Annotated in this window: 23 protein-coding genes; 13 read left to right on the forward strand and 10 right to left on the reverse strand. The window is 60.4% G+C overall.

Annotated elements, in window-relative coordinates; genetic code table 11:
- Window positions 1-57: 57 nt before the first annotated feature.
- Entirely contained in the window at window positions 58-966 is a 909-nt protein-coding gene (locus F8N49_RS09105; protein WP_151551179.1) for a LysR family transcriptional regulator, read from the reverse strand.
- A 135-nt stretch (window positions 967-1,101) separates the two neighbouring features.
- Here F8N49_RS09105 and F8N49_RS09110 point away from each other — a divergent pair, with 135 nt between their 5' ends.
- From F8N49_RS09110 to F8N49_RS09120, 3 genes are all read left to right on the forward strand, one after another.
- Entirely contained in the window at window positions 1,102-2,130 is a 1,029-nt protein-coding gene (locus tag F8N49_RS09110; protein WP_024012672.1) for an alpha/beta hydrolase, read from the forward strand.
- A gap of 24 nt (window positions 2,131-2,154) precedes the next feature.
- A complete protein-coding gene (locus F8N49_RS09115) occupies window positions 2,155-2,592 on the forward strand; it encodes a cyclophilin-like fold protein (RefSeq protein WP_071172002.1) in 438 nt (145 codons plus the stop codon).
- Between the two features lie 141 nt (window positions 2,593-2,733).
- Complete coding sequence (locus F8N49_RS09120; protein WP_256675417.1) at window positions 2,734-3,366, forward strand: carboxymuconolactone decarboxylase family protein; 633 nt, start codon at window positions 2,734-2,736, stop codon at window positions 3,364-3,366.
- Between the two features lie 39 nt (window positions 3,367-3,405).
- On the opposite strand, the gene F8N49_RS09125 is transcribed toward F8N49_RS09120, so the two are convergent.
- A complete protein-coding gene (locus tag F8N49_RS09125) occupies window positions 3,406-4,404 on the reverse strand; it encodes an AraC family transcriptional regulator (RefSeq protein WP_151551196.1) in 999 nt (332 codons plus the stop codon).
- A gap of 62 nt (window positions 4,405-4,466) precedes the next feature.
- On the opposite strand from F8N49_RS09125, the gene F8N49_RS09130 reads away from it, so the two are divergent.
- Window positions 4,467-5,693 (forward strand): MFS transporter, encoded by a 1,227-nt coding sequence (locus tag F8N49_RS09130; protein ID WP_151551181.1) that lies wholly within the window; start codon window positions 4,467-4,469, stop codon window positions 5,691-5,693.
- 5 nt (window positions 5,694-5,698) lie between these two features.
- On the opposite strand, the gene F8N49_RS09135 is transcribed toward F8N49_RS09130, so the two are convergent.
- Window positions 5,699-6,322 (reverse strand): TetR/AcrR family transcriptional regulator, encoded by a 624-nt coding sequence (locus tag F8N49_RS09135; protein ID WP_016774418.1) that lies wholly within the window; start codon window positions 6,320-6,322, stop codon window positions 5,699-5,701.
- A gap of 129 nt (window positions 6,323-6,451) precedes the next feature.
- On the opposite strand from F8N49_RS09135, the gene F8N49_RS09140 reads away from it, so the two are divergent.
- A complete protein-coding gene (locus F8N49_RS09140; RefSeq protein ID WP_016774419.1) occupies window positions 6,452-7,669 on the forward strand; it encodes an MFS transporter in 1,218 nt (405 codons plus the stop codon).
- An 18-nt stretch (window positions 7,670-7,687) separates the two neighbouring features.
- On the opposite strand, the gene msrA is transcribed toward F8N49_RS09140, so the two are convergent.
- The 3 genes from msrA to F8N49_RS09155 form a co-directional block, all read right to left on the reverse strand.
- Complete coding sequence (msrA, locus tag F8N49_RS09145; RefSeq protein ID WP_151551182.1) at window positions 7,688-8,194, reverse strand: peptide-methionine (S)-S-oxide reductase MsrA; 507 nt, start codon at window positions 8,192-8,194, stop codon at window positions 7,688-7,690.
- A gap of 126 nt (window positions 8,195-8,320) precedes the next feature.
- Window positions 8,321-9,106 carry an enhanced serine sensitivity protein SseB gene (sseB, locus tag F8N49_RS09150; protein ID WP_151551183.1) on the reverse strand — a complete coding sequence of 262 codons (786 nt, stop codon included), beginning with the start codon at window positions 9,104-9,106 and terminating at the stop codon, window positions 8,321-8,323.
- A 236-nt stretch (window positions 9,107-9,342) separates the two neighbouring features.
- On the reverse strand, window positions 9,343-11,469 hold the full coding sequence (locus F8N49_RS09155) for a TonB-dependent receptor domain-containing protein (protein ID WP_151551184.1): 2,127 nt from the start codon (window positions 11,467-11,469) through the stop codon (window positions 9,343-9,345).
- Between the two features lie 190 nt (window positions 11,470-11,659).
- Between F8N49_RS09155 and ppk2 the strand changes: the two genes are divergently transcribed.
- The 5 genes from ppk2 to cydB all read left to right on the forward strand — a co-directional run bounded on the left by ppk2 (window position 11,660) and on the right by cydB (window position 16,204).
- Complete coding sequence (ppk2, locus tag F8N49_RS09160; RefSeq protein ID WP_151551185.1) at window positions 11,660-12,475, forward strand: polyphosphate kinase 2; 816 nt, start codon at window positions 11,660-11,662, stop codon at window positions 12,473-12,475.
- Window positions 12,476-13,184: 709 nt separating this feature from the next.
- Complete coding sequence (locus tag F8N49_RS09165) at window positions 13,185-13,400, forward strand: hypothetical protein (protein WP_016774424.1); 216 nt, start codon at window positions 13,185-13,187, stop codon at window positions 13,398-13,400.
- Between the two features lie 23 nt (window positions 13,401-13,423).
- On the forward strand, window positions 13,424-13,813 hold the full coding sequence (locus tag F8N49_RS09170) for a VOC family protein (RefSeq protein WP_122507046.1): 390 nt from the start codon (window positions 13,424-13,426) through the stop codon (window positions 13,811-13,813).
- A 3-nt stretch (window positions 13,814-13,816) separates the two neighbouring features.
- On the forward strand, window positions 13,817-15,190 hold the full coding sequence (locus F8N49_RS09175) for a cytochrome ubiquinol oxidase subunit I (protein WP_151551186.1): 1,374 nt from the start codon (window positions 13,817-13,819) through the stop codon (window positions 15,188-15,190).
- A 12-nt stretch (window positions 15,191-15,202) separates the two neighbouring features.
- Window positions 15,203-16,204 (forward strand): cytochrome d ubiquinol oxidase subunit II, encoded by a 1,002-nt coding sequence (cydB, locus tag F8N49_RS09180; RefSeq protein WP_151551187.1) that lies wholly within the window; start codon window positions 15,203-15,205, stop codon window positions 16,202-16,204.
- Window positions 16,205-16,207: 3 nt separating this feature from the next.
- Here the strand turns inward: cydB and F8N49_RS09185 are convergent, their stop codons facing one another.
- Entirely contained in the window at window positions 16,208-18,817 is a 2,610-nt protein-coding gene (locus F8N49_RS09185) for an EAL domain-containing protein (protein WP_151551189.1), read from the reverse strand.
- 220 nt (window positions 18,818-19,037) lie between these two features.
- On the opposite strand from F8N49_RS09185, the gene F8N49_RS09190 reads away from it, so the two are divergent.
- On the forward strand, window positions 19,038-21,242 hold the full coding sequence (locus F8N49_RS09190) for an OsmC domain/YcaO domain-containing protein (protein ID WP_016774429.1): 2,205 nt from the start codon (window positions 19,038-19,040) through the stop codon (window positions 21,240-21,242).
- Between the two features lie 297 nt (window positions 21,243-21,539).
- On the opposite strand, the gene F8N49_RS09195 is transcribed toward F8N49_RS09190, so the two are convergent.
- The 3 genes from F8N49_RS09195 to F8N49_RS09205 all read right to left on the reverse strand — a co-directional run bounded on the left by F8N49_RS09195 (window position 21,540) and on the right by F8N49_RS09205 (window position 23,575).
- Window positions 21,540-22,055, reverse strand: coding sequence for a PaaI family thioesterase (locus F8N49_RS09195; RefSeq protein WP_151551192.1), 516 nt, complete (start codon window positions 22,053-22,055; stop codon window positions 21,540-21,542).
- A gap of 8 nt (window positions 22,056-22,063) precedes the next feature.
- Window positions 22,064-23,221, reverse strand: coding sequence for a GGDEF domain-containing protein (locus tag F8N49_RS09200; protein ID WP_073474876.1), 1,158 nt, complete (start codon window positions 23,219-23,221; stop codon window positions 22,064-22,066).
- A gap of 105 nt (window positions 23,222-23,326) precedes the next feature.
- Complete coding sequence (locus tag F8N49_RS09205) at window positions 23,327-23,575, reverse strand: hypothetical protein (RefSeq protein ID WP_016774432.1); 249 nt, start codon at window positions 23,573-23,575, stop codon at window positions 23,327-23,329.
- 167 nt (window positions 23,576-23,742) lie between these two features.
- Here F8N49_RS09205 and F8N49_RS09210 point away from each other — a divergent pair, with 167 nt between their 5' ends.
- Together F8N49_RS09210 and F8N49_RS09215 are read left to right on the forward strand one after the other, a co-directional pair.
- Window positions 23,743-24,384 carry a class II glutamine amidotransferase gene (locus F8N49_RS09210; RefSeq protein ID WP_122751421.1) on the forward strand — a complete coding sequence of 214 codons (642 nt, stop codon included), beginning with the start codon at window positions 23,743-23,745 and terminating at the stop codon, window positions 24,382-24,384.
- Between the two features lie 85 nt (window positions 24,385-24,469).
- Window positions 24,470-24,811 (forward strand): hypothetical protein, encoded by a 342-nt coding sequence (locus F8N49_RS09215; protein ID WP_076563236.1) that lies wholly within the window; start codon window positions 24,470-24,472, stop codon window positions 24,809-24,811.
- Window positions 24,812-25,613: the final 802 nt, after the last annotated feature.

Below are 25,613 nucleotides of genomic sequence, written 5' to 3' on the forward strand. Positions count from 1 at the left end.
CTGGGTCAGGAACTTACTCTATTGGATGTGCCGACGCTATCGCGAGCAGGCTCGCTCCTACAACGGGGCTGGATCTCTCTCCACTCGCAACGCTTCCACCACCAGTGAAAACGCCGGCGATGGTTGGCGGCGGCTGGGGTAGTAGAGGTGGAAACCACCGAACGGTTCGCACCAGTCTTCCAGCACTCTGACCAAACGCCCTTCGGCCAGATGCGCACCGAACTCGTCTTCAGGCAAGTAGGCAATCCCCAGCCCGTTCACAGCGGCGTCGGCGATGTGCACGGTGGAGTTGAACACCAGTTGGCCGTCGACCCGCACTTTCAGCTTTTTGCCCTGCCGCTCGAATTCCCAGGCATCGACACCGTCGTAGGTCGGAAAACGGATGTCGATGCAAAGGTGTGCCGCCAGATCGCGCGGATGTTGCGGGGCGGGATGCCGGGCAAAGTAGCCGGGCGAGGCGACGACGGCCATGCGCAGCGGCGGGCCGATCGGTACGGCGATCATGTCCTGGGCGACGGTATCGCTGAAACGCACGCCGGCATCGAAGCGATCGGCAACGATGTCACGGAAACCGTAGTTGATATCGAACTCGAGCTTGATGTCCGGGTACTGCAACAACAGCGGAGTCAGCTTGGGCAGCAGAGTGGTCTTGATGATGTTGTCGCCGCAGGTGATGCGCACCGTACCGGCGGGCTTGTCGCGCAACTCGGTCAGCGCGTCCAGCTCGGCTTCGATTTCATCGAAACGATGGCCCACGGTGTGCAGCAAGCGTTCGCCGGCCGCCGTCAGTGACACGCTGCGTGTGGTGCGGGTCAGCAGGCGAATTTTCAGGCGCGCTTCCAGCGCCGAGACTACCTGGCTCACCGCCGACTGCGTCACGCCAAGTTGCACCGCCGCGCGGGTGAAGCTGCCGCTGCGGGCAACGGTGACGAAGGCGAGCAGGTCATTGAAGTTGGGTTTGGCCATGGCGCAATGCTCAGGTTTATTGATTAGCAGCGTTTATAACCGCATTAAGCACTCATTAGCTAATCAAAGCCTCGCGCCTGCGCAACAATACCTCCATCCCGGCCACGCCTGGCTTCTCGATCAAGGACGCCCCCCATGAAACGACTGTTCATACTGCTCGGGTTTCTCCTGAGTTCATTTACTGCATTCGGAGCTGACATGTCCCACGGTGCCGACAATTTCTTCCAAAGCGACAAGGTGACCGCGCAGAAGGTCAGCTTCAAAAACCAATATCAACTCACCGTGGTCGGCAACCTGTTTGTCCCTAAAGGACTCGACCCGGCAGCCCGAAGCGCGGCGATTATCGTTGGCCATCCGATGGGCGCGGTAAAGGAGCAGAGCGCCAATCTGTATGCGCAGAAACTGGCAGAGCAGGGCTTTGTCACCCTATCGCTGGATCTGTCGTTCTGGGGCGAAAGCGAGGGCGCGCCGCGCAACGCTGTGTTGCCGGACATGTATGCCGAAGACTTCAGCGCGGCCGTCGATTACCTCGGCACACGGCCATTCATCGACCGCGAGCGCATCGGCGTGTTGGGCATCTGCGGTAGCGGCAGCTTCGTGATCAGCGCGGCGAAAATCGACCCACGCATGAAAGCCATCGCCACCGTCAGCATGTACGACATGGGCGCGGCCAACCGTGATGGCCTCAAGCACTCGCAAAGCCTTGCGCAGCGCAAGCAGATCATTGCGCAAGCGGCAGAGCAGCGTTACGCCGAGTTCACTGGCGGCAAGGTCGCATACACCGGCGGCACGGTGCTGGAACTGAAAGCCGACACCCACCCGATCCAGCGTGAATTCTTCGATTTCTACCGCACCCCGCGCGGCGAATTCACCCCGGCCAGCTCGACGCCGCAACAGACCACGCGTCCGACGCTGAGCAGCAACACCAAGTTCATGAACTTCTATCCGTTCGTCGATATCGAGAGCATCTCGCCGCGCCCGATGTTGTTTATTGCCGGTGCCGACGCGCACTCCCGTGAGTTCAGCGAAGAGGCATTCCGGTTGGCGGGGCAGCCGAAAGAACTGGTGATCGTGCCGAATGCCGGCCATGTCGATCTGTACGACCGGGTCGAGCTGATTCCTTTTGCCAAGCTGACGCAGTTCTTCAAGAGCAACCTGAAGTAACTTTCAACGCGACGGAGCAAAGCGATGCGGACTTTTGCCAACGGCTGGAAGGGATTCGTACTGATGGCATGGCTGCCCGTTGCTCTGTCTGCACCGACCGCTATGGAGGCCAGCACGATGTGGATGACCGTCGGAGAACAGCGTTTTGCCATTGCTCTGGATGACAACCCGAGTACGCGGCAATTGCTCACGCGATTGCCGCTGAGCCTGGACATGACCGACCTGCACGGCAATGAAAAATACGCCACCGTGCAGCCGCCATTGCCCACCCAGCCCTACCGGCCGGGCACGATCCACAACGGCGATTTCCTTTTGTATGGCGACGATACGTTGGTGGTCTTCTATAAAACCTTCGATTCGTCCTACCGCTATTCGCGTCTTGGACGCATCGACCGGCCGCAGGACTTGGCCGAAGTCTTGGGGCGTGGCGATGTACGGGTGACGTTCACTCTGCATGAGTGAGGAGAGTCATTGATGAACCAGAAATCGTTAAATCAAGGGCGTCTTCTGCGCATCGTCGCCCTCGGCTGCGCGGTCCTCGCCAGTGCAGCCTGCGTGAATCCCCTCTGCGCCAATCCTTCCCGATCACCGGAGAAACCGATCATGAAAGAACAGCCTCTGACGCTTGAACAACTGGCGATCGCCCCGATTGCCGCCAACGCTGCCATCGGCGACATGCCGCGTTTGCACGACGCACTCAATCGTGGTCTCGATGCCGGGCTGAGCATCAGCGAGACCAAGGAAATTCTGGTGCAGCTGTACGCCTACGCCGGGTTCCCGCGCAGCCTCAACGCCTTGTCATTGCTGATGAAGGTTTTGCAGGAACGCGCTGCTCGGGGCATCGAAGACGTGCCGGGACGCGAGCCGGGTCCGGTTCCGTCGGGATATGTGCTCACCGAACTCGGCACCGACAATCAGACCCGCCTGGTCGGCGCGCCAGTGTCCGGCCCACTGTTCGAATTCGCCCCGGCAATCGATCAGTTTTTGAAGGTGCACTTGTTCGGTGACATCTTCGCCCGTGACAATCTGGCATGGACGGATCGGGAACTGGCGACTGTCGGCGCACTGGCGGCAATGGCTGGGGTGGAATCACAGCTGGAGTCGCATTTGAAGATCAGTCTGAATGTGGGATTGACGGTTGAGCAGTTGCGGCAAGTGGCGCAGGAGTTGGAGGCGCGTGGGGATTTGCAGGCTGCTGAGCGGGTGGGCGCGGGGCTGGACAAAATCCAGCGGTGAGGGCGGCTCGGATTCATTGCCGCTCTGTTAATGCAATTCTTATGGTGCGCGCTGGCGCCGACTCGCTCCCGGTGAGCTTCCCGTTATCCGCTTGAACGCACGACTGAATGCCGCTTGAGAGGTGTAGCCCAGGCGCTGCGCCACTTCTTCGATCGGCAGTCTTTCCAGGGTCAGCCACTGACTGGCCAAGCGCATGCGCAGTTCGGTGGCGTAGCGCAGCGGCGGGGTGCCGAGGGTGCTCTGGAAACGTTCGGCGAAGACCGAGCGTGAGGTGTTGCACAGCGTTGCGAGTTCGGCGACGCTCCAGTCGCGCCCCGGTTGTTGGTGCAGGGCCAGCAAGGCCTGCGCCAGGCGAGGGTCGCGCAGGGCGGCGACGAGACCGGAGGCATTGCCGCAAGCGCATTCGACCCAGCCGCGAACAATCATTGCCGCCACTACGTCGGCAAGGCGCGCGAGAATGCCGGCGAAGCCAATGCGCGCTGCGCTGACTTCGCGTTCCATGGTCGCAAGGATTGGCATAAGTCCCGGATAACGCTGGCCGCCAGCGTCGATCAGCATAAGACCCGGCATCAGCCGACCGAGGCCTTGCAGGCTGCCGAGTTCGAACTCCATACAGCCACTAAAGAGCAGGGCGCTATCGGGCGAATCGGCGCTGTGTCCGACCCGCACCGCGCAGACCGTGTCGCCGAGCGGTGCGGCGACGGCGCTGTCAATGTCCTGCACTTCAGCTCCGGCGTGTGACAGCAACTGGTGCGGTGCACCATGAGCAATGAATACCGCATTGCCTGTTGACAACTCGTACAGGCTGCCGTCCTCCAGTCGCAATACCGTCGATCCAGCGGCGACGAAGTGGAAATACGCATGGCCGGGCTTGTCGCTGAAACCCAGACCATACGGCGGACCAGCGTGGATCCGACGATATTGCACGCCACGCAAACGCATGCTGCGCAGCAATTCAGTGATCAGGTCTGATGACAGTGAAAAAGGATCGGTGCTGCTCATGTTCGGGGTTTCGATCAAAAGTTCAAGACTGCGCATCATAGATCATCCGGTTTGTCGCCAATAGACTGCCCTCTCGAAATGTCCGAGGGAGTCTTGAAATGAATGAACGTGTAGGTGATGGGCGAACTGACGGGGAGCCGCTGGTGCCTGCGTGGATGGCGGTGTTTTCACTGGCGATGGGCGTATTTGGTCTGCTCACGGCGGAATATCTGCCGGCCAGCCTGCTGACGCCGATGGCGCTCGATCTCGGCGTCAGCGAAGCGCTGGCAGGGCAAGCGGTGACGGTGACTGCGGTGGTCGCGCTGTTTGCCGGATTGCTGGTGCCCGGGTTGACGCGCAGCCTTGATCGGCGCCTGGTATTACTCGGCTTTTCGGCACTGATGATTGCTTCGAATCTGCTGGTGGCGCTGTCGTCCAGCCTCGCAGTGTTGCTGATCATGCGCATCCTTTTGGGCATAGCTCTGGGCGGATTCTGGAGCATGGCGGCGGCCGTGGCGATGCGCCTGGTGCCGGCGGCGCTGCTGCCCCGCGCGTTGTCGATCATCTTCAGCGGGATCGCCGTGGGTACCGTGGTGGCGGTGCCGTTGGGCAGCTATCTCGGCGGCCAGTTTGGCTGGCGCAGTGCGTTTTTCGCAGCAGCAGCGGTGGGCGTGGTGACGCTGGTCTTTCAGATGTTCACGCTACCCAGTCTGGCGCCGCATCGTCCGTCACGCCTGCGTACGGTGCTTGAGGTGTTGCTGCGTCCGGGCATTGCCGTCGGCATGTTCGGCTGTGTATTGGTGCATACCGGCCATTTCGCGTTGTTCACCTATATCAGGCCATTTCTGGAAAGCACCACCGGCGTCGGCCCGCAGATGCTGGCACTGATGCTCCTTGGTTTCGGCGTGGCGAACTTTGCCGGCACGCTGTTCGCCGGCTGGCTGTTGCAGCGCAATCCAAGGGCAACGTTGGTGCTGATGCCAGTGTTGGTGGGCGTTGCTGCTCTGGCGTTGGTCGGGTTACCGGCGTCGGTCAACGGGCAGGCTTTGCTTCTGGCGCTGTGGGGGATGGCCTTTGGTGGCGTGCCGGTCGCATGGTCGAACTGGGTGGCGCGCTCGATACCCGATCAGGCCGAAAGCGCGGGCGGCATGGTGGTCGCATCGGTGCAGTCGGCGATTGCCGCAGGCGCCGCCGCCGGCGGTTCGGTGTTCAGTTTCAGCGGTATCAATGGCGTGTTTGTAGCGGCTGGAATTCTGATGTTGCTGGCCGCGCTGCTGATTGCACTGAAGGTCAATGTCGATGTGCCGGAGCCGGGTTCGGCGCCGGTGGCACCGGTGCATTTGTGATTTGATCAATCCGCCTTACGCGTGACGGCAATGTCCCAGGTTTGCATGACCTGAGTGATAGCAGCATCAATGTTATCCAGCGCGGTGTTGTCTCTGGCGAGGATGGATATGCCCTGCAGGAAACTGTCGAATACCGTCGCCATCGCCGCCGCACTTGTGCCGCTGGCCAGCTCGTCGGCATTCACAGCGCGTTCGACGCAGGCTTGAATGCCGGCACGGGTGCGCTGCCTTGAGTGGGTCAGGGCTTGCGCCACATGGGCGGTTTCCGGGCTCGGTGCGCTCATGACGCCGAGGGTAACCATGCAGCCCTTGGGGTGTGTGTCGTCGCACTGCATGCGTGCCGACTGGCGCAAAGCGGTCTCGATCGCCTGGCGTGGTGGCAGGCTGTCGTCCCACAGGCACTCGGTGACTTGCGCATAGGTGGTTAAATAACGCTGCACGCATTCATCGAACAACGCTTCCTTGGAACCGAACGCGGCATAGAAGCTAGGTGCAGAGATACCGCCACCCAGGCCTGCCTTCAATTGGGCCAGCGATGTCGCGTCGTAGCCGTGTTGCCAGAACAGTTGCAAAGCCTGATCGACGGCGTCGTCGCGATCAAACTGACGGGGGCGACCGGTTCTCGCCATGACCTGACTCCTCATTGATTTAATATAAAGACTAGTCGATACAGAAATTGTTGACAACGCTGCGCATGCACCCTCAGGATCTAGATCGATCGGTATTTAAATCTGAGTCGGTTTTTCGAGGAGCTTCCAGTGACACCTTCAATCACGTTAACGGCTACGCCAAAAGGTCTGCCCATCGGCGCTTTGCTGGCGCTGGCCATGACTGGCTTCATCTGCATCGTCACCGAAACCCTGCCGGCGGGCCTGTTGCCGTTGATCAGTGAAGGCCTGGCGATTTCGCCGTCCATGGCCGGGCAAATGGTTACCGCGTACGCATTGGGTTCCGTACTGGCGGTGATCCCGATGACCATCGCCACCCGGGGCTGGCGGCGCCGCAACGTGCTGCTGCTGACGATTGTCGGTTTCCTGCTGTTCAATTCGATTACCGCGCTGTCGTCGCACTACGGCGTTACGCTGGTCGCGCGGTTCTTCGCCGGGGTTGCAGCGGGTTTGGCATGGAGTCTGTTGGCCGGCTATGCGCGACGCATGGTTGAGCCCGAACAGCAGGGCAAGGCGTTGGCACTGGCGATGGTCGGCACACCGATTGCGCTGTCGCTGGGCGTGCCTCTGGGTACGTGGCTCGGTGGGCTGGTCGGTTGGCGCACTACATTCGGCCTGATGTCGGCGCTGACCTTGGTACTGATCGTCTGGGTGCTGGTGAAAGTGCCCGACTACCCGCCGCAGCCGGCCCATCAACGCCTATCGCTGAGCAAAGTCTTGACTACCCCGGGCGTGCGTCCTGTGCTTGCAGTGGTGATCAGCTGGATGCTGGCGCACAACATTCTCTACACCTATATCGCTCCGTTCGTGGCGCCGGCGGGCATGGCCGAGCGGGTGGATGTGGTGTTGTTGATCTTCGGCATCGCCGCGCTGGTCGGGATATGGCTGACGGCGAAGCTGGTCGAGCCGCTGCTGCGCTCGACTGTTCTGCTGAGTTTGGCGACCTTTGCCGCGGTCTGCGTGGCGCTGGGTTTTGGCGGACGCAACCCAGAGGTGATTTATCTCGGCGTGGCGGTATGGGGTTTGACGTTCGGCGGCGCGGCGACGCTGTTGCAAACGGCGCTGGCTGACGCGGCGGGCAACGGAGCGGATGTCGCCTTGTCGTTGAATGTAGTGGCGTGGAACAGCGCGATCGCTGGCAGCGGTGTCGTCGGCGGCGTGCTGCTCGATCAGTGGGGCGTTGCCTCATTTCCGTGGGCCATGCTGGCACTGGTCGCTATCGCCTTCGCCATTGCCTGGGGTGCCCGGGCCCACGGTTTCAAGTCGGGCCCGCGCTCTGTAGAAGCTTCGGTGGTGGCGGGGCATTGAACCCCGCCAGCAGTTTCTTCAACCGCGCTTCGGCAGTTTCCAGTTAGGCCGGATGAAATGGCAAGTGTAGCCATTCGGAATCCGCTCCAGGTAATCCTGATGCTCGGGTTCCGCTTCCCAGAACGGCCCGGCCGGTTCGATTTCGGTTACCACACGGCCCGGCCACAGCTTCGAGGCGTCGACATCGGCAGCGGTGTCTTCGGCGACGGCACGCTGCTCGTCGCTGAGGTAGTAGATCGCCGACCGGTAGCTCGGGCCAAGATCGTTGCCTTGACGGTTGGGCGTGCTCGGGTCGTGGATCTGGAAGAAGAACTCGAGGATCTGCCGGTAGCTGATTACCGCCGGATCGAATTCAATCTCGATGGCTTCGGCGTGGTTGCCGTGGTTGCGATAGGTCGCATTCGGCACATCGCCGCCGGTGTAACCGACGCGGGTTTTCAGCACGCCCGGGTAGCGGCGCAATAAATCCTGCATGCCCCAGAAGCAGCCGCCGGCGAGAATGGCAGTTTCGGTTTGAGTGGTCATGGTGTGTGCTTCCTCTCGAGACGATGTGGGGATACCCACTGTTATGAGGGCGGGTTGAGAGAATCCAAGGTTACGCTCATCAGAATCGACCACTGGCCACCTGATCAAGCGGCCTGCAGGCGACTGTCAACCAAAGCCAAAGAACGAACGCAGCTTGCTCGGTGACTTGCGCTCGTAGAACGGTTTGGTCTCCCTGAGGAAGTAATCACTCAGCCCGGCTTGTCCCGTCAGCACGCGGCAAAAATCAACCGGCCCGCCATCAGGGGCTGTATCCCCAGCGACATTGCCGGCCTCGCGCATGACCTGCTCGATATCGCCATCCGCTTCGATGCCGACGATCAGGTGCGGTTTTTCATCAACCGAGGCGTCGTGCATCAGCGCCAGGAATGCGCGTTTCACATTGGCGTGTTTGGCCAGCAATTGCGAGAGCGAATGGACCATCGTCGATGGGTAGTCCGAAGGCTGTCCAAGCAAGACGTTGGTTTCTTTTTCGACGGTACGCTGCGTGGCGGGCCGGCCGATTTCGCCTGAGAGCAGGCGTTGCACTTCATCCGGAAGGAATTCCTTGCCGTACGGCGACTTAGGATTCAGAAAGAGCAGCGCGCCCAGCGTGATTTCGAACAATGATCGTGCCGGTATCTCCACATAGCTCTGCTCGCTGTCGATGGATTGTTGCAGCGTTGGCAGCGAGGAGAAGAACGGAATGACCGGCGTGCCATCGGGCTTCTGCCAATGAGCGATGCTGATGTTGCTGCCGGCTTCGAGATTGACATGACCTTGCGCCGCACCGGCGGTGCCGAGGATGTAGACAGTGGAATCCAGCAGGGTGCGATAGAAGTCAGGGCGATGCGCGGGTTCGTCCGCGGCCAGCCGGAGTGATGTTTCCAATGGGTTTTCTTGGGACGTGTCCATGAGATTAATCCGTTATTTTCTATGGAGAGTGATGGTTGTCTGATCAGTCGAGGAGACCTGCTGTCACGATGATTCTCGTCCAGAGATTTGAATCCTGCGCCCTTCTAACCAGCACCACAAAGCCAACTGTGGGAGCGAGCCTGCTCGCGAAGGCGTCGTGTCAGTCGAATAATTCACGACTGGTACACCGTTTTCGCGAGCAGGCTCGCTCCCACATTTGAACCTCGCGTTGGGTCTTATAGCAAACTCCACGAAACCCCAACATAAACCCCCATCCCTTCACCCGGGGTCGACCGCGCAGCATCCAGACCTTTGTCGTCATACCCCGGGGTGACCGTTGCCGCATAACGCTTGCCGGTCAGGTTGCGCATGTCGACCCAGCCTTGCCAGTCGCCCTTCGGCGCGTTGTAGCCCAGGGTGGCGCCGAACAGGGCGTAAGGGTCGGCGTAGTAGCTGTTGGCGTAGTCCAAGGCAACTTTGGACACCAATTGTGTGTTCACGGCGGCGAAGAAGCCCTGCGGCCAGTCGTAACGCAGTTCGCCCTGGTAATAATGCATTGGCAGGCCCGGCAGGCGGTTGTCGCCGAAGCGTTCGTCGTCGCGGTAGTGGAAGTCGCTGAAGGTGTAGGCCTGGCGCAAGCTCAACTGGCGGCCGTCGGCGGCGGTCCAGAGTTGGCTGTTGAGGCTGGCTTCGATGCCTTGGTGCACGGTCGGGCTGGCGTTGAGTTCGTACGGCGTGACGGCGTTGGCGTCCGGCAGTACCGAGAGCAGTTCGTGACGAACTTGCGCGTAGTACCAGGCCAGGCTCCATTCGCCCAAATGGCTGTCGCCCCGGCCACCGATTTCCAGAGTGGTTGCAGTCTGGTTTTGCAGTTCGACCGGGTCGCGCTGGGTGCCGGTGGCGGCGCCATTGCCGGCAGGGAAGCGCACGTTGGAGCTGTAGATCAGCGACCACGGGTGCGGTGCTTCGACGGAGCGGCTGAGGTTGCCGAACACTTGCACGTCGGGGGTGATCTGATAGCGCAGGCCGGTGCGCGGTGCATAGTCCCAGTCGCTGAGACTGGTTTTGCCGCCGCCCTGCGGATAGGTCACGGCGCTTTCGCGGCGGGTGTAGATGGCGGCGAGGCCGGTGGTCAGCCAGAGGTCGTCGGCAATTTCCAGGTCGTTACCGAAATGCAGCACGGTATCCGAACCCTGATAGGTGAAATTACGCATCCGCGTGCCCGGGGCATAGCTGGCGGTGTTGCCACTCGGGATGCGCACGAACTCGCTGGCGCCATCGTTGGGCAGGTGCTTGGTCACGCGCAGGCCGATATTGCTGCGGCTTTCCATGCCGAACAGGGTGTCGCGGCGTTTGTAGTCGAAGGTGCCGCTGACATCGGTATATGCCACCTTCAGCCGGTTGGGGCCTTCGCGCAGATCCATCGGGTAGTCGTGGTAGGCGAGGCCGGTCTGGATGCTCGAATCGTCATCGAGGTAGAACGTGGTCTTGTTGCCGATGAAGGTGCTGCCGGGCTGCTTGCGGCTGTCATCGCGGGCCACATACGCCGGATTGGCTGCCCGTGGGCTGTGTTCGATGGAATGCTTGGTCACGCGACCGGCGAGGTCGTTGTCGGTTTCGCGATAGCGAAAGTAGAAGCGGGTTTCCAGATTCGGGTTGAAGCGATAGCCGAAGTTGGCGATCAGGCCTTTGCTCTCGCTGGCGGTGTGGTCCTGATAGCCGTCGGCGTTGGCATCGGTCAGGGACACGTAATAATCGAAATCGCCCAGCACTTGCCCGGAGCTGACCTGGCGCTGCTGATAGCCATGGCTGCCGGTGGCGTAACGCACTTGCAGTTTCGGCGCGGTGTAACCGGTGTGGCTGACGTAATCGATAGCGCCGCCCAGCGCCAGCGCACCGCGATCGAAGCCATTGGCGCCGCGCAGAACTTCGACATGCTCGACCCACAGTGGCTCGAGCAATTCATACGGTGTGCCGCCGGGGCCGGTGAGGGGCAAGCCATCCAGCATCGTGTACAGCCCCGAGGCGTGGGCGCCGGGCGCGCGGTTGATGCCTGAACCACGGATGGAAATCTTCACGCCTTCGTTGCCCGCCGACTGTGCATACACCCCCGGCTGATAGGCCAGCACATCCTGATTGCTGGCAACACGTCCCTGCAACGGCTGGCGCATGTCGACCACGTTGGCGCCGCCGGGAACCTGCTCAAGGCGTTCCCGCGCTTCTTCGACCGCTGCATCGCTGCCACTGCGCTGATCTGCCGAAATCAGCACTTGCCCCAGCTCCAGACCTTGGGTCTCGGCCATCACCGGGCAGGCCAGGGCCAGACCGAGCAGGGCAGTGGGCAATGATTTGGACGACGGCATCGAAAAAACTCCAGCAAACAGGGGATCGGGCAATGAACAGTGCGACGTCGGAACAAACCCAGGAAACACATGGCGACAGGGCTTTTTTGCCCGGCGATGGCAAACAACCGGGCGTGAACTAACCTCACGGATCAGGGCCATCGGGTCAATAAACAAATTCAGCGGGCTGTTGAAGCGCGAGGACAGGTTCATGGCGAAAGACAAGAAGAAACCCGCGAAGGTAATCGAACGTCCACGCTTGAAAAACAAGGACTATCTGCAACAGCTGCGCAAGCTGCACATTGAACTGGTCAAGCTGCAGGAGTGGGTCATCGCCAAAGGTGTCAAGGTGTGTATTGTTTTCGAAGGCCGCGACGGTGCAGGCAAGGGCGGGGTGATCAAGGCGATCACGGAACGCGTCAGCCCACGGGTGTTCCGCGTAATGGCACTGCCGGCGCCAACCGATCGCGAAAAGAGCCAGATGCATGTGCAGCGCTACCTGCCGCATCTGCCGGCGGGCGGTGAGGTGGTGATTTTCGACCGCAGTTGGTACAACCGCGCCGGCGTCGAACGGGTCATGGGCTTTTGCACGGAAGAACAGGCCGACAAGTTTCTCAAGTCGATCCCTTGGGTGGAGAACGCCATCGTCGATTCGGGGGTGATCCTGCTCAAGTACTGGCTTGAGGTCAGTCCGGAGGAACAGACCCGCCGGCTCGAAGCGCGAATCAATGACGGGCGCAAGACCTGGAAACTGACACCAATGGATCTGAAATCCTACAGTCGCTGGTATGACTACTCACGGGCGCGGGACGAGATGTTCAAGCATACCGATACCGATTGGGCGCCGTGGAGGGTTGCCGACTCCAATGACAAGCGTCGTGCACGGCTGAACATCATCACTGATCTGCTCAGTCGCATCCCCTATGAAGAGGTCAAGCGCGACAAGGTCGAGTTGCCGAAACGGCAGAAGCCGGGCAAGTATCGGGAGCCGGATTATCCGTACAAGCGGGTGGCGGAGCGGTTTTGACATTTGCGGGTTTTTTGGGGCTTGGCGGCCTTTGGGCCGACCAGGCTTTGGTTGGTTTGGGTGAATATCCGTTTTTTGCGGTGTTGCGGCTGGCGGTTTCGCCCTTACGGCGAGTCACCTTTTTCAGACGCCAAAAAGGTAACCGAAAAGGCTTGCTCCTACGTTCGGTCCTCGCAGGCTCGGGTACCTTCGCTACGGGACTGATCCGGGCGCAGCGGCTACGGTTTGCTTCGCTGCACCTCCTTCCGCTGTGTTCGACTTCGTCGAACGGTCGCTGCGCTCCCACGCCCGGATCAATCCCTCCACTCAGCCTTCCGACGTCGCCGGTGGATCAAAAGCAAGATCAAAAGCACTCGAGCTTGCGCTCATTGTTGAGTGGGGCGGCTTCGCCGCGGGCAGCTGCGCTGCTTTGCTTTTGTGGGAGCGAGCCTGCTCGCGAAGGCGGCCTGACAGCCGACCTGTTCTTGAGGTTGTACGCGACCAACTGTAGGAGCTGCCGAAGGCTGCGATCTTTTGATTTTGCTTTTCTGTGGGAGTGAGCCTGCTCGCGATGACGGAGGAGCATTCAAATTTAATTTGACCGATATACCGCTATCGCGAGCAGGCTCACTCCTACAAGGTTTTGCGTATCAACCGTCCATCCGTCGTCTGCCCTGAACCTCTGTCGCGCTGTTTTTTCTACCGGGTAAGTCCCTCAGGAGATACCCGTATGTTCGATCAGCAAAAGAAGGCATCACTGGCGGCATGGCGCAGGATGGCGGAGCAGGCCGAGGGCGATCTGGATCCGGAACAGCAGTATGACGAGTTGCTCAAGGCTGCGGATCAGATGGAGGAGCAAGGCCTGATCACCAGTGCCGAATGGCGCCAATTGGTGCGTGACGCCGGCAATGTTTTTACCCTGAACGAGGAACAGCCACAGCGCTGACAGCTGCCATCGGAGGAGATCCCATGCTCAGTTATCTGTTTATCGGCGCCAACGATGTCGAGCGTTCGGCGGCTTTTTACAAGGCGATCCTGACGCCGCTTGGCTACCGGCATGACCGTGAAGAACACTACTGTTTCTACTTGCCCGATTGCGCCGACAAGTCCAACGGGCCCGGGAGTGTGCACATCTCGCAACCGTTCAATGGTGAGCCGGCGACCCCGGGCAACGGCATGATGCCGGCGTTTCGCGCCGACTCGCGGCACCAGGTCGATCAGGTGCACAAGGCCGGGCTCGACAGTGGCGGCAGCAATGAAGGACCGCCGGGCACGCGCGAAGCCTATACGCCGGACTTTTACGTGGCCTATCTGCGCGATCCTGAAGGCAACAAGCTGGCTGTGTTCTACAGCGGCTGATGGATGGAGCCTGTTGATTCGGCCCTGATGGCGGCCCGCGCCCAGTTTGCGATCACGATCAGTTTCCACATCGTGCTGGCGGCGTTCAGCATCGGTCTGGCGAATTTCCTCATGGTGCTGGAAGCGTTGTGGTTGAGGACCGGGCGCCAGGTTTATCTGGATGTCTATCGCTACTGGCTCAAAGTGTTTGCGCTAAATGTCGCAGTGGGCACGGCGTCGGGATTGATTCTGGAGTATCAGTTCGGCCTCAACTGGTCGCGGCTGTCGGTGCAGGCCGGTGATGTCCTCGGCCCGCTGATGTTCTATGAAGTGATGGCGGCATTTTTCATCGAAGCGGGATTTCTCGGCATCATGCTGTTCGGCCTGAAGAAGGTTGGCCCGCGTCTGCACTTTTTTGCCACGTGTGCGGTGGCGGTGGGCTCGCTGATCAGCGCGTTCTGGATTCTTTCCGCCAACTCATGGATGCAAACCCCCGCCGGCTATTCGATTGGCGCGGACGGGCGTTTCCTCGCTGAGGACTGGTGGGCAATCATCTTCAATCCTTCGTTCCCCTATCGCTTGGCGCACATGCTGCTCGCCGTGTTCATCGGCAGCGCGACGCTGATTGCCGGGATCAGCGCCCGGCAATTGCGCCAGGCCCGGGAAAACCCGCGTGCTCGCCTGCAATTCTCCATGGCGCTGTGGGTGATTGCGCTGCTGATGCCGGTGCAGATTGTTGTCGGGGATCTGCATGGCCGGCACAGTTTGCACGCCCAGCCGCAGAAAGTGGCGGCCATCGAAGGCTCATGGACGCGCCCGCCAGAGGGCGCGGGGGAGCCACTGCGCCTGTTCGCATGGCCGGATATGGACGAGCGGAGCAACAATTGGGAAGTCGCCATTCCTCGCATCGGCTCCCTCTACCTGCAGCATGATCTGACCAGCACCATCGCTGCGCTTGATGAGTTCCCGGCTAAGGACATCCCGCCCGTGGCGCCGGTGTTTTTCGCGTTCCGGCTGATGGTCGGGCTGGGACTGTTGATGCTTGGGCAGGGCGTGGTCAGCCTGATCCTGCGCCGACGTAATCGCCTGTACACGGCGCGTCGCTGGCTGGGCGCGTGCGTGCTGCTGGCGCCGGCCGGATTTCTGGCGATGCTCAGCGGCTGGGTCGTCACCGAAGTGGGGCGACAGCCGTTTACCGTTTACGGATTAATGCGCACGGCGGACAGTCTGTCGTCGGTGTCGAGGGCTCAAGTCGTCGGGGCGACGTGGTTGATTCTGCTGTTTTATCTGCTGATCTTCGGCATCGGTCTGTGGGTGTTGCTGCGCCTGTTGCGCGAGCCGCCACAGCAGGATCAACCCGGGCCGCAGCCCACCCTTGCCGACGAAACCGGGCACTGAGGAGTCGCAGACATGGATACCGACTGGCTGACGCTGTTGTGCGCTGCCGCACTGGCGTTCTCGGTGATGAACTACGTAGTGCTCGACGGCACCGATCTGGGCGTTGGCATGCTCATGGGGCTTGCGCGTTGCAGTCGGCAGTGGCGGACGATGGCGGTGACGATTCTGCCGGTGTGGGACGCCAACGAAACCTGGCTGGTGCTCGGCGGCGGCGGGCTGCTGGCGTTGTTTCCGCTGGCGTATGCGATCTTGCTGCCGGCCTTGTACGTGCCTTTTATCGTGATGTTCCTCGCCTTGATCGCGCGGGCCATGGCGCTGGAGTTTCGCGATTACGCACCGAATGAACGACGCAAGCGCATCGTCGACGGCGTGCTGGCCCTGGCTTCGCTGCTGACCGGGTTTGTCCAGGGCATGGTGCTCGGCACTCTCGTGCAAGGCGTTGCGCATCAGGGCGGTCAGTACATTGGCGATGGCCGCGACTGGCTGAATCCGTTCCCGGTGTTTTGCGGTTTGGTGCTGGTGCTCGGGTACGTCTGGCTGGGGACGTGCTGGTTGTACTGGCGGACCCTGGATGAATTGCAGCAGCACTCGGCCCGCCAGGCTCGCGTGCTGTCGCTGGTCGTCGTGGCGTTATTGCTGGTGCTGATCGCATGGACGGCGACGTTGCAGCCGCAATACGCCCGGCGGCTTGCCGATATCCGGCTGTGGTTGGCGGCAGGGCTGATCGTCAGCGCTCTAGGATGGGGGTTCAGCAAAGGTTTTCACGGGCGCTTTGACTGCGTGCCGTTGTTCGCCGCACTGGGCGTTTTCGTGCTGGCTTTCGCGGTGATGCTGGTCGCGCTGTATCCATTCATCATTCCGCCGGATCTGACTTTGAGCGAAGCAGCCTCAAGCCCCACCAGCCAGATCTTCATGCTGGTCGGATTCGCCGTGCTGATCCCCATCACGCTGGCCTACAACACCTTCGGTTTCCGCGTGTTCAGCGGCAAGGTGCGCGTTGCCAACGATGGTTGAGATTCACGTTACCCGACCTTTTTTGCTCACCAGCGACAGTCGCGAAGCTCGTAGCAGATCAGCAAAAGCCGCCTTGTCGATCGGCCGACTCATGAAATAACCCTGCACCTCGTTGCATTGATCCTTGCCGAGAATCGCCAGTTGCTCCTCGGTCTCGACGCCTTCGGCCGTCACCGTCAGCCCCATGGCTTTGCCCAGACCGATGATCGCTTGCACCACGGCACGGTCGTTGGTGCCGCTGCTGATTGAGGCGATGAAGCGTTTGTCGATCTTGATCCCGTCGAATGGATAGGCGCGTAGGTAACCGAGCGACGAATAACCGGTGCCGAAGTCGTCCATGTTCAGACGCACGCCGAGCTCCTTGAGCTGATTCATGGTGGTCAGCGCGCCATCGGTGTCGTTGAGCATCACGTTTTCGGTGATCTCCAGCTCCAGACGGCTGGCCGGGAAACGCGTATCCACCAGCACTTCACGAACATCCTCGACGACATCGCTGAGGGCGAACTGCGCAGGCGAGAGGTTGACCGACAGCAGAATGTCATGGGGCCATTCCAGCGCGGTTTCGCAGGCTTCGCGCAGCACCCAGCGGCCCAGCGGGACGATCAGGTCGGTCTGCTCGGCCAGCGGAATGAACACGTCCGGCCCGAGCAAGCCCTGGGTCGGATGCTGCCAGCGCACCAGCGCTTCCACCGAAACGATGTGCTTGCCGTCGACCTTGTAGCGCGGCTGGTAGTGCAGGACGAACTCGTTGTGCTTGAGCGCATGGCGCAGGTCATCTTCCATTTGCCGACGCGTCTGGATCTGGTCGCTCATGTGCGCTTCGAAGTAGCACCAGGTGTTCTTGCCGTCGGATTTGGCCTGATACAGCGCGATGTCGGCGTAGCGAATCAGATCGCTGGCGACGAAACCGTGTCGACGACTCAGGGCGATGCCGACACTGGCGCCGATATGCAGCGGATGCTGTTCGTAGAGGATCGGCTGATGCAGGCTGCCGATCAGCCGTGTGCAGAATTTGTCGATCTCGTTATGGCTGTCCATGCCATTGAGCACCACGACGAATTCATCACCACCGAGGCGGGCGACGAGGTCGTGCTCGCGGGTGCATTCGCGCAGGCGCGTGGCGACTTCCTGGAGAACCGCGTCACCGGCAGGATGGCCGAGGGAATCATTGATCGGTTTGAAGTTGTCCAGATCGATCATCAGCAGCGACAGCGGTGGCGAGTGCTCTTTCAATAGCAGCACTTCATCCAGATAACGCGCCAGTTTGTTGCGGTTGGGCAGACCGGTCAGGGCGTCGTGCATCGACAGGTGCTGGATCTGCGCATGGGCGGCGACTTCGTCGGTGATATCGCTGGCAGTACCGCGATAGCCGACGACGCTGTCCTTGTCGAAAATCGGCCGCGCCGAGAGCCGGCAGTGGCGTGGCTGCCCGGAGTGATCGCGATAAGTACAGCGCAAATCGCCGGCGCTGTTTTCTTCGCTGAGTTTGCGCAGCCACAGCTCCAGTGGCGTGGTGTCGCAAGTCAGTAATTCGCCGATGTCCTGGCCCAGCCACAGGGCTTGCGGGTAGCCGGTGACTTCGCTGAAGCGCGCCGACAGATAGGTCAGCGCCAACTGATCATCAACTTCCCAGATCCAGTCCGACGCCGCTTCGGCCACGGCGCGAAAGCGTTCTTCACTGGCTTCGAGCGCATGATTGGCTTTCTCGAGTGCCTGATTCGAGGCCTGCATGGCATGGATACTGTTATCGACGTATTGCGATGAGCGCAATGCATGGCGGAAAAAATAGGCGGTGAGCAGCATCAGCACCAGAAACGTCGCGCCGAGCGGCGGCACCAGCGTCCATAGCAATTGCTGGCCGGGTCGTTGCAGGTCGGCGACCAGACTGTAGCCGGTGCTGTCGAGGGGCACGCTTGGATGGCCTTTCTCAATGGTGCCGTCCGGGACCAGGGTCAGATTCGTCAGGCCATAACCGCTGCCGATCTTGCGCAGTTTGGTCGGGGTCAGCTTGTCGACGAACACCAGCACCGAGGTGTTTCTCAGTTCATCCAGCGGGCGCTCGTCGTTGGGAATGATCGCGGCAGCGGTGATCAGCGCCGGCCAGCCTTCGAACAATGAATAACTGCTGATCGGCTTGGTCAGATCAGGCTGACTCAGCACCTGCTCGACCAGCGCCGAGGCGGGCGCTTGCAGTACGCTGGATACGTCGGTTTCAACCATCTGCCCGCGAATCACCGCGTACTTGGTGCGATTGCGATCGAGGACGAACACGCCGTCGTAGCCGTCGCTGGTGAACAGGGTCTTGCCCATGTTCTGTTCGGTATAGGCCCAGTTGACGTCGATCGGCCCGCTCAAGGCTTCATAGGCGCGGGTCCAGTAGGCATAACTGGTGATGTAGTTTTTCGACGCGGTGATGCGGTTTTCCACGGCGCGCACGGAATAGAACTGGTTCTGTTCCAGATCCTTCGCGTCAAGGGTATTGGCGATGCCAAGCAAGGTGCTGATCGCGGCGATGACACCCGCAACGAACAGTGCGCCAACGGCGATGGCCAGGCGCCGGGTCACGGCGCGTTGCGGGGTGGGGATTGGCTGCGCAGGGAGAGTAACGGCCATGTGCTCGTCCTTGATCCGGTGTCTTCTGAATCTAGAACAATGGCGAGCGCACAATGTTCAGATTGTTGTTATTGGTATCGCCTGGATTTTTTCAAAGTGTAGCGAATCCGTTGGAATTTCCAGCAGCGCCGGCCAGCGGCGAATCCCGAAAGGGCGAGACTTCCCGCACAAAAACCGGATAATGGCCGCCATTCGTTTAGCCGTATTCTGGTAATCCCGCATGGAAATCAAGGTCAACTTTCTCGACAACCTTCGACTTGAAGCCAAGTTCGACGACTTCACGGTGATCGCCGATCAGCCCATTCGCTACAAGGGCGATGGCTCGGCACCGGGGCCGTTCGACTACTTCCTGGCGTCGTCGGCCTTGTGCGCGGCTTACTTCGTCAAGCTGTACTGCGACACGCGCAATATTCCGACAGAGAACATTCGCCTGTCGCAGAACAACATCGTCGACCCGGAAAACCGCTACAACCAGATCTTCAAGATCCAGGTCGAATTGCCCGCCGACATCTCGGACAAGGATCGCCAGGGCATCCTGCGTTCCATCGACCGTTGCACCGTGAAGAAAGTGGTGCAGACCGGCCCCGAGTTCATAATCGAAGAAGTCGACAACCTCGACGCCGATGCCCAGGCCTTGTTGATGCCGCAGTCCGATTCCCAGGCGGGCACCTACATCGCCGGCAAGGACCTGCCGCTGGAACAGACCATCGCCAACATGTCGAAGATCCTTGCCGATCTCGGCATGAAGATCGAAATCGCCTCGTGGCGCAACATCGTGCCCAACGTCTGGTCGCTGCACATCCGCGACGCGCATTCGCCGATGTGCTTCACCAACGGCAAGGGCGCGACCAAGGAAGGCGCACTGGCGTCGGCGCTGGGCGAGTTCATCGAGCGCCTCAATTGCAACTTCTTCTATAACGACCAGTTCTGGGGCGAAGACATCGCCAACGCCGAATTCGTCCATTATCCGGACGAGAAATGGTTCAAGCCGGGTCCGAAGGACGAATTGCCAAGCGAGATTCTCGACGACTACACCCTCGGCATTTACAACCGCGACGGCGAGCTGCGTGGCTCGCACCTGTACGACACCAACTCCGGCAACACCCAGCGCGGCATCTGCTCGCTGCCGTTCGTGCGCCAGTCGGACGGTGAAGTGGTGTACTTCCCGTCCAACCTGATCGAAAACCTCTACCTGAGCAACGGCATGAGCGCCGGCAACACCTTGGCCGAAGCGCAGGTGCAGTGCCTGTCGGAAATTTTCGAGCGCGCAGTCAAACGCGAAATCCTCGAAGGCGAAATGGCCCTGCCGGACGTACCGCAAGAGGTCCTGGAGAAATACCCGAGCATCCTCGCCGGCATCAAGGGCCTGGAAGAGCAGGGCTTCCCGGTGCTGGTCAAGGACGCCTCGCTGGGCGGTGAATTCCCGGTGATGTGCGTGACCCTGATGAACCCGCGCACTGGCGGCGTCTTCGCTTCCTTCGGCGCGCACCCGAGCCTGGAAGTCGCGCTGGAACGCAGCCTGACCGAACTGCTCCAGGGCCGCAGCTTCGAAGGCCTCAACGACTTGCCGCAGCCGACGTTCTCGGGGCAGGCAGTGACCGAACCGAACAACTTCGTCGAGCACTTCATCGATTCCAGCGGTGTGGTGTCGTGGCGCTTCTTCAGTGCCAAGCCAGACTTCGAATTCGTCGAATGGGACTTCTCAGGCCAAGGCGAAAACTCCAATGCCGAAGAAGCCGCGACCCTGTTCGGCATCCTCGAAGACATGGGCAAGGAAGTCTACATGGCGGTCTACGAGCACATCGGCGCCAAAGCCTGCCGCATCCTCGTGCCGGATTACTCGGAAATCTACCCGGTCGAAGACCTGATCTGGGACAACACCAACAAAGCCCTGCAATTCCGCGCCGACATCCTCAATCTGCACAACCTCAGTAAGGTTGGCCTGCGCAATCTGGTCCAGGGCCTGGAACGCAGTGAGCAGGATGACTACACCGATATCACCACGCTGATCGGCATCGAGTTCGATGACAACACACCGTGGGGCAAGTTGACGATTCTGGAACTGCGCCTGTTGATCTACCTCGCGCTGCAGAAGTTTGACGAGGCCAAGGATCTGGTTGAGGCATTCCTGCAATACAACGACAACACCGTTGAGCGCGGCTTGTTCTATCAGGCTGTGAATGTGGTGCTGGAGATGGAGCTGGACGAGGATCTCGAGTTGGAAGACTACGAGGCCAACTTCCGTCGGATGTTTGGTGACGAGCGTATGGATGCGGCGATTGGTTCGGTGAATGGCAGTGTGCGCTTTTACGGTTTGACGCCAACGAGCATGAAGCTGGAAGGGCTGGATCGGCATTTGCGCTTGATCGAAAGCTATAAAAAGCTGCATGCGGCGCGGGCGGGTGTGGCGGCTTTGTCGCGTTAAAAAGCTGCTCAGAACGTTTCGCTTTCGGCTTGAGTGTGGCTGCGTGGCTTGAACCGCAGCCCCTCACCCCAGCCCTCTCCCGAGGGAGAGGGAGCCGATTTTCAAGCTTTTCAGAATTTGTGTTCGACTCGGTTTCCCAGGTCGGCCTATTTCCACCAGACACCTCGGTCAATCCCCTCTCCCTCTGGGAGAGGGCTAGGGTGAGGGTTTTTTCAAGATTTGAGTTCGGCTCGGTTTCCCAGGTCGGCGTATCTGCACCAAGCACCTCGGTCAGTTCCCTCTCCCTTTGGGAGAGGGCTAGGGTGAGGGGCTTTGGCTTTCGCGGCCATGCGCTGCATCCGCCAACTGCCCCGTATCCACCCGCACAAACACCGAATCACCCACTGCCGTCAGCACTTCCCCGGCATACACCTCGCAAATCACCCGGGTCTTGCGCCCGACTTCACCTTCGACCCGTGCACGCAAGAGCAGCGGTACGCCCATCGGCGTGGGCTTGATGAACTTGATCCCAAGGTTGCCGGTGACGCAGTCGATGCGCGGCAGGCTGCCGGCTTCGCGGTTTTCTGCGCGGTAGTGCCAGGCCATGGCGGTCCAGTTGGAGTGACAGTCGACCAGCATGGCAATCAGCCCGCCGTAAACCAGATCCGGCCAGCCGCAATATTGCGCTTCGGGCAGATGCTCGGCGATGACGTGGCTGCCGTCCTCATCCCAACGACTTTTCACGTGCAGGCCTTGCGGATTGCGGCCGCCGCAGCCGTAACAAACGCCTTCGGGGGCGGCGAGGTCTTGCAGCGGGGTGGCGTGGCTGGACATGGCTGGGGTCATCCTGGAGTGGCGAGGCCGGACAGGCGCAAGCGGTTGCGTCCGCCGCGTTTGGACTCGTAGAGCGCGGCGTCGCCAAGTTCGATCAGCGCCGCGAGACTGGCCGGCGGTTTGTCGAACAGGGTGGCGCCGATGCTCAAAGTCACCGCAGCGGACGTGGGATAGGTGTGCGACGCCAAGGCCAGAAACTGTTCGCGCAAGGCGTTGCCCAGTTCAAGGATAGCTTCGGCTGAGGCATTGTTGAGCAGCATCAGAAACTCGTCGCCACCCAGCCGCGCCGTCAGCGCATGGGGCGGCAGCTGGGCGCGGATCATCTCGCTCAGAGCAATCAGCAAGCGATCACCGGCGATATGCCCGTACTGGTCGTTGACCAGTTTGAAGTTGTCGATATCGATCAACAGCAACGCACCCGGTCTTTGCGCGGAGACACCGGCCAACAGGCGTGGCGTGCGTTTTTCCAGGGCGCGGCGGTTGTAGAGGGCCGTGAGCGGATCGCGCTCGGCGAGGCGGGCGATTTGCTTTTCCCGGCGATAACGCTCGGTGCCGGTCATCGACAGGGCGATCAACATGATCGCCATCGCGCCTTCGACCAGCGAGATCTGAATGATCTCGCCACGAAACGCCGCCAGATCGATCAGCGTGCCGGGGATCACCACGGTCAGGGCCTTGGCCACATAAAAGATGCCGTGGCCGAGCAGCACATAGCGCAATTGCACCGCGCCAACGCTCAACGACTTGCCGTGCGGGCGCAGAAGCGAACTGGCCTTGAGTGTCGGGATCGCCACCAGCAGCGAGTTGGCTACCAGCATGGCCTTGGACCACAGCGGGCCGTCCGGCAACATCAACATGATCAGCCACGTCGCGAAAATCAGGTACCACGCCGGCGACAGTCGGGTCTGGGTGAAGCGCGCCACACCGAGCAGGAAAAAGAAATGCGCGGTCACCAGCAGGCCGTTGGCGAACCAGATGCCCAGCAGCAGAAAACCGCTGCTGCGCAGCAGCGCGAGGGTGGAACCGATGGTGATGGTGGCGAAACCGGCGCTCCAGAACAGTAGCGAAGGCTCACGGATGCTGCGCCACTCGACCGCCAGGTACAGCGCGGCAGCGGCTGCGAGGGCGATCGTGATGGTCAGCATCGTTGGCGGGTCGAGCGGCATTTCCGGGCAGGCCTGTCTGTATGGCAATAGGCCTGCGATTGTAAGCGTTTGGTCAGGTTTTTCGCAGGGGGCGTGTTGCCGGGCAGACCACTGGCGCTCCAGCGGTCACTCTTGCGGGCTTAGCCAGGTGTCTACCACGCGGCGATCGAGCTCTTCCCAATAGGCCATGCCCAGCACCCGCGTGGTGTTGAGCCCGCGCAGATAACCGCGCAGTTGCTGGGCAGTGTCGCGGATCAATTGCGCATCGCGGGCGTTTTTGTCCAGCAGGATGCTTTCGTACTGCATCAGGTATTCGGCTACGCGATCGCGATATTCGGGCAGCACGGCGTCACGGATCAGATCAAACGTTCTCAAGGCGAGACCCTCATCATTTTTCTTGAATGTGCTCAGTGTGCATCAGTCTGCGCGACGCGCAACTATTGCTGGAAGTAATAGTGACCATCAAGAAACGCAAGTTCTGCTTTGCCGGCGATCGGCGGAAAATCGCCTCCATCGAAGACGCAGCTCAAGGAAATTGCGCGATGAACATTCTGACTCGACTGGCAATCATCGCCCTGCTGATGGGCGGGGTAGTTACCGCACCGGCTTACGCAGACGACGCCCGGTCGTGTCACCTGCAACCCATCGCTGCCAGCGCCTCGGCGTTGCAGCACACGCAGACCGTGGGTGTGTTGTTGAGCGAAAACACGTTGCAGAACCTGCAATACCTGGAGCGCTACCACGACATGGCGCTGAACGGTGCGAAAGACGCACTGGACTCGCGAATCCGCGACGCCTTTGTCGGCAGCTCCGACCCGGAACTGGCCCTCGACTGGCTGGTGAGTTCGCTGCAACAGCAGTTCGTCTCGGTGACCGTCTACGACAACCTCGATGCGCTGGTTCAGGCCCATCCGGACGTGGTGGTCAAGCTCGACACGTTCAACCGCTTGCTGACTCAGCGTAACAGTTTGGTCGAGGCGCGCTTCTCTGCACGGTTCTACGACGCCGATCTGCAGTACATCGGCAAGGCCGAGGGGGCGATCGAGCAAGAGTTGCCTTCGGTCTGGGTGCACAACCAGGCGGCGCCGCAAATCGCCGCGCAGATCAATCAGCAGCGTGACCTGCAACTCAATGCGCTGAAGCAATTCGATGTGTCGCTCAAGGCCCTGGTGGCGTCGAGCTGATTCTTAAAACGTAAATGGCAACGGCGGCGCCGTGAAGTCGAACCGTTGCCGGTTGAACCGAACCTTTATTTTCAGGATTTACTCCATGCGTCCTTTATTCGTGCCAGCCATGGCTTTTGTTTCCCTGTTGCTCGCCGGTTGCGCTTCGGCGCCGAACGATCCGACCCTGACCTTGCAGACCAGCAAGACGCCGGCGCAATACGCCGATTGCGTGGTGCCGAAGTTGCAGGACAGTGCGTTGAATCCGACGGTTTCGCAGAGTCAGCGCAGTTATCGGATTGTGGTGCCGAGCAAGGTCTCGGCGGATAACGTGCTGGAGGCGTACAAGGCGGGGAAGGGCGGCAAGGTGTTCATTTATGAGCGGCATTTGCTGGCGTCGAATTTGTTGCCTTCGAGTTTTGAGCGGGCGGCTCAGGAGTGTATTTGATCTGAGCGCTTGACGGGTTTTGACAGAGCTCCTTTGGTTGGCCGCAACCAACCAATTTTTTCGCCCCACACTGGTTTTCGGTTGTGGGGCTTTTTTTGTGTTCTTGGCGGCCTTTGGGCCGACCATGCTTTGGGGTTTTTGGGTGTATATCCTTTTTTGGTGGTGTTGCGGCTGGCGGTTTCGCCCTTACGGCGAGGCACTTTTTCCAGACGCCGAAAAAGTACCCAAAAAGGCTTCGCCCTGACGTTCGGCCCGCTCGCTGGAGCTCGGGGTTCCTTCGCTCCGGAATCGATCCGGGCGCAGCGGCTACGGTTTGCTTCGCTGCACCTCCTTCCGCTGTGTCTGGCTGCGCCAGACGGTCGCTGCGCTCCCACCCCCGGATCAATCCCTCCACTCAGCCTGCCGACGGGCTCCAGGATCAAAAGCTACTCGAGCTTGCGCTCATTGTATTGAGTGGTGAAAGCAGGAGGCGGATTGCTTTTGCTTTTTGCTTTTCTGTGGGAGCGAGCTTGCTCGCGAAGGCGGCCTGACAGCCGACCGTTTTCTCACTGAATACATCCGATCAAAACTGTAGGAGTGAGCCTGCTCGCGATGGCTGTGTATCAGGCAACACGATGATGATTGGGGAGTGTTGTTTTGTCTTGCGATCCGGTTTCTCCAGGGACGGCCCTCACCCTAACCCTCTCCCAGAAGGAGAGGGGACTTGGGCGAGGTGTTTGTTGAAGATGCGCCGACCTGAGACTCTGCGTCGAGCTCGTTCTTGAATTCAACGAAGATCGGCTCCCTTTCCCCCTCGCCCCCT

It is taken from the genome of Pseudomonas sp. GXM4 (assembly GCF_008923895.1).
GTDB classification, from domain to species: Bacteria; Pseudomonadota; Gammaproteobacteria; order Pseudomonadales; family Pseudomonadaceae; genus Aquipseudomonas; species Aquipseudomonas atacamensis.

Coding starts and splice junctions, on each gene's coding strand:
- F8N49_RS09105 (WP_151551179.1), bottom strand. CDS start 966: ATGGCCAAACCCAACTTCAATGACCTGCTCGCCTTCGTCACCGTTGCC.
- F8N49_RS09110 (WP_024012672.1), top strand. CDS start 1,102: ATGAAACGACTGTTCATACTGCTCGGGTTTCTCCTGAGTTCATTTACT.
- F8N49_RS09115 (WP_071172002.1), top strand. CDS start 2,155: ATGCGGACTTTTGCCAACGGCTGGAAGGGATTCGTACTGATGGCATGG.
- F8N49_RS09120 (WP_256675417.1), top strand. CDS start 2,734: ATGAAAGAACAGCCTCTGACGCTTGAACAACTGGCGATCGCCCCGATT.
- F8N49_RS09125 (WP_151551196.1), bottom strand. CDS start 4,404: ATGCGCAGTCTTGAACTTTTGATCGAAACCCCGAACATGAGCAGCACC.
- F8N49_RS09130 (WP_151551181.1), top strand. CDS start 4,467: ATGAATGAACGTGTAGGTGATGGGCGAACTGACGGGGAGCCGCTGGTG.
- F8N49_RS09135 (WP_016774418.1), bottom strand. CDS start 6,322: ATGGCGAGAACCGGTCGCCCCCGTCAGTTTGATCGCGACGACGCCGTC.
- msrA (WP_151551182.1), bottom strand. CDS start 8,194: ATGACCACTCAAACCGAAACTGCCATTCTCGCCGGCGGCTGCTTCTGG.
- sseB (WP_151551183.1), bottom strand. CDS start 9,106: ATGGACACGTCCCAAGAAAACCCATTGGAAACATCACTCCGGCTGGCC.
- F8N49_RS09155 (WP_151551184.1), bottom strand. CDS start 11,469: ATGCCGTCGTCCAAATCATTGCCCACTGCCCTGCTCGGTCTGGCCCTG.
- ppk2 (WP_151551185.1), top strand. CDS start 11,660: ATGGCGAAAGACAAGAAGAAACCCGCGAAGGTAATCGAACGTCCACGC.
- F8N49_RS09165 (WP_016774424.1), top strand. CDS start 13,185: ATGTTCGATCAGCAAAAGAAGGCATCACTGGCGGCATGGCGCAGGATG.
- F8N49_RS09170 (WP_122507046.1), top strand. CDS start 13,424: ATGCTCAGTTATCTGTTTATCGGCGCCAACGATGTCGAGCGTTCGGCG.
- F8N49_RS09175 (WP_151551186.1), top strand. CDS start 13,817: ATGGAGCCTGTTGATTCGGCCCTGATGGCGGCCCGCGCCCAGTTTGCG.
- cydB (WP_151551187.1), top strand. CDS start 15,203: ATGGATACCGACTGGCTGACGCTGTTGTGCGCTGCCGCACTGGCGTTC.
- F8N49_RS09185 (WP_151551189.1), bottom strand. CDS start 18,817: ATGGCCGTTACTCTCCCTGCGCAGCCAATCCCCACCCCGCAACGCGCC.
- F8N49_RS09190 (WP_016774429.1), top strand. CDS start 19,038: ATGGAAATCAAGGTCAACTTTCTCGACAACCTTCGACTTGAAGCCAAG.
- F8N49_RS09195 (WP_151551192.1), bottom strand. CDS start 22,055: ATGTCCAGCCACGCCACCCCGCTGCAAGACCTCGCCGCCCCCGAAGGC.
- F8N49_RS09200 (WP_073474876.1), bottom strand. CDS start 23,221: ATGCCGCTCGACCCGCCAACGATGCTGACCATCACGATCGCCCTCGCA.
- F8N49_RS09210 (WP_122751421.1), top strand. CDS start 23,743: ATGAACATTCTGACTCGACTGGCAATCATCGCCCTGCTGATGGGCGGG.
- F8N49_RS09215 (WP_076563236.1), top strand. CDS start 24,470: ATGCGTCCTTTATTCGTGCCAGCCATGGCTTTTGTTTCCCTGTTGCTC.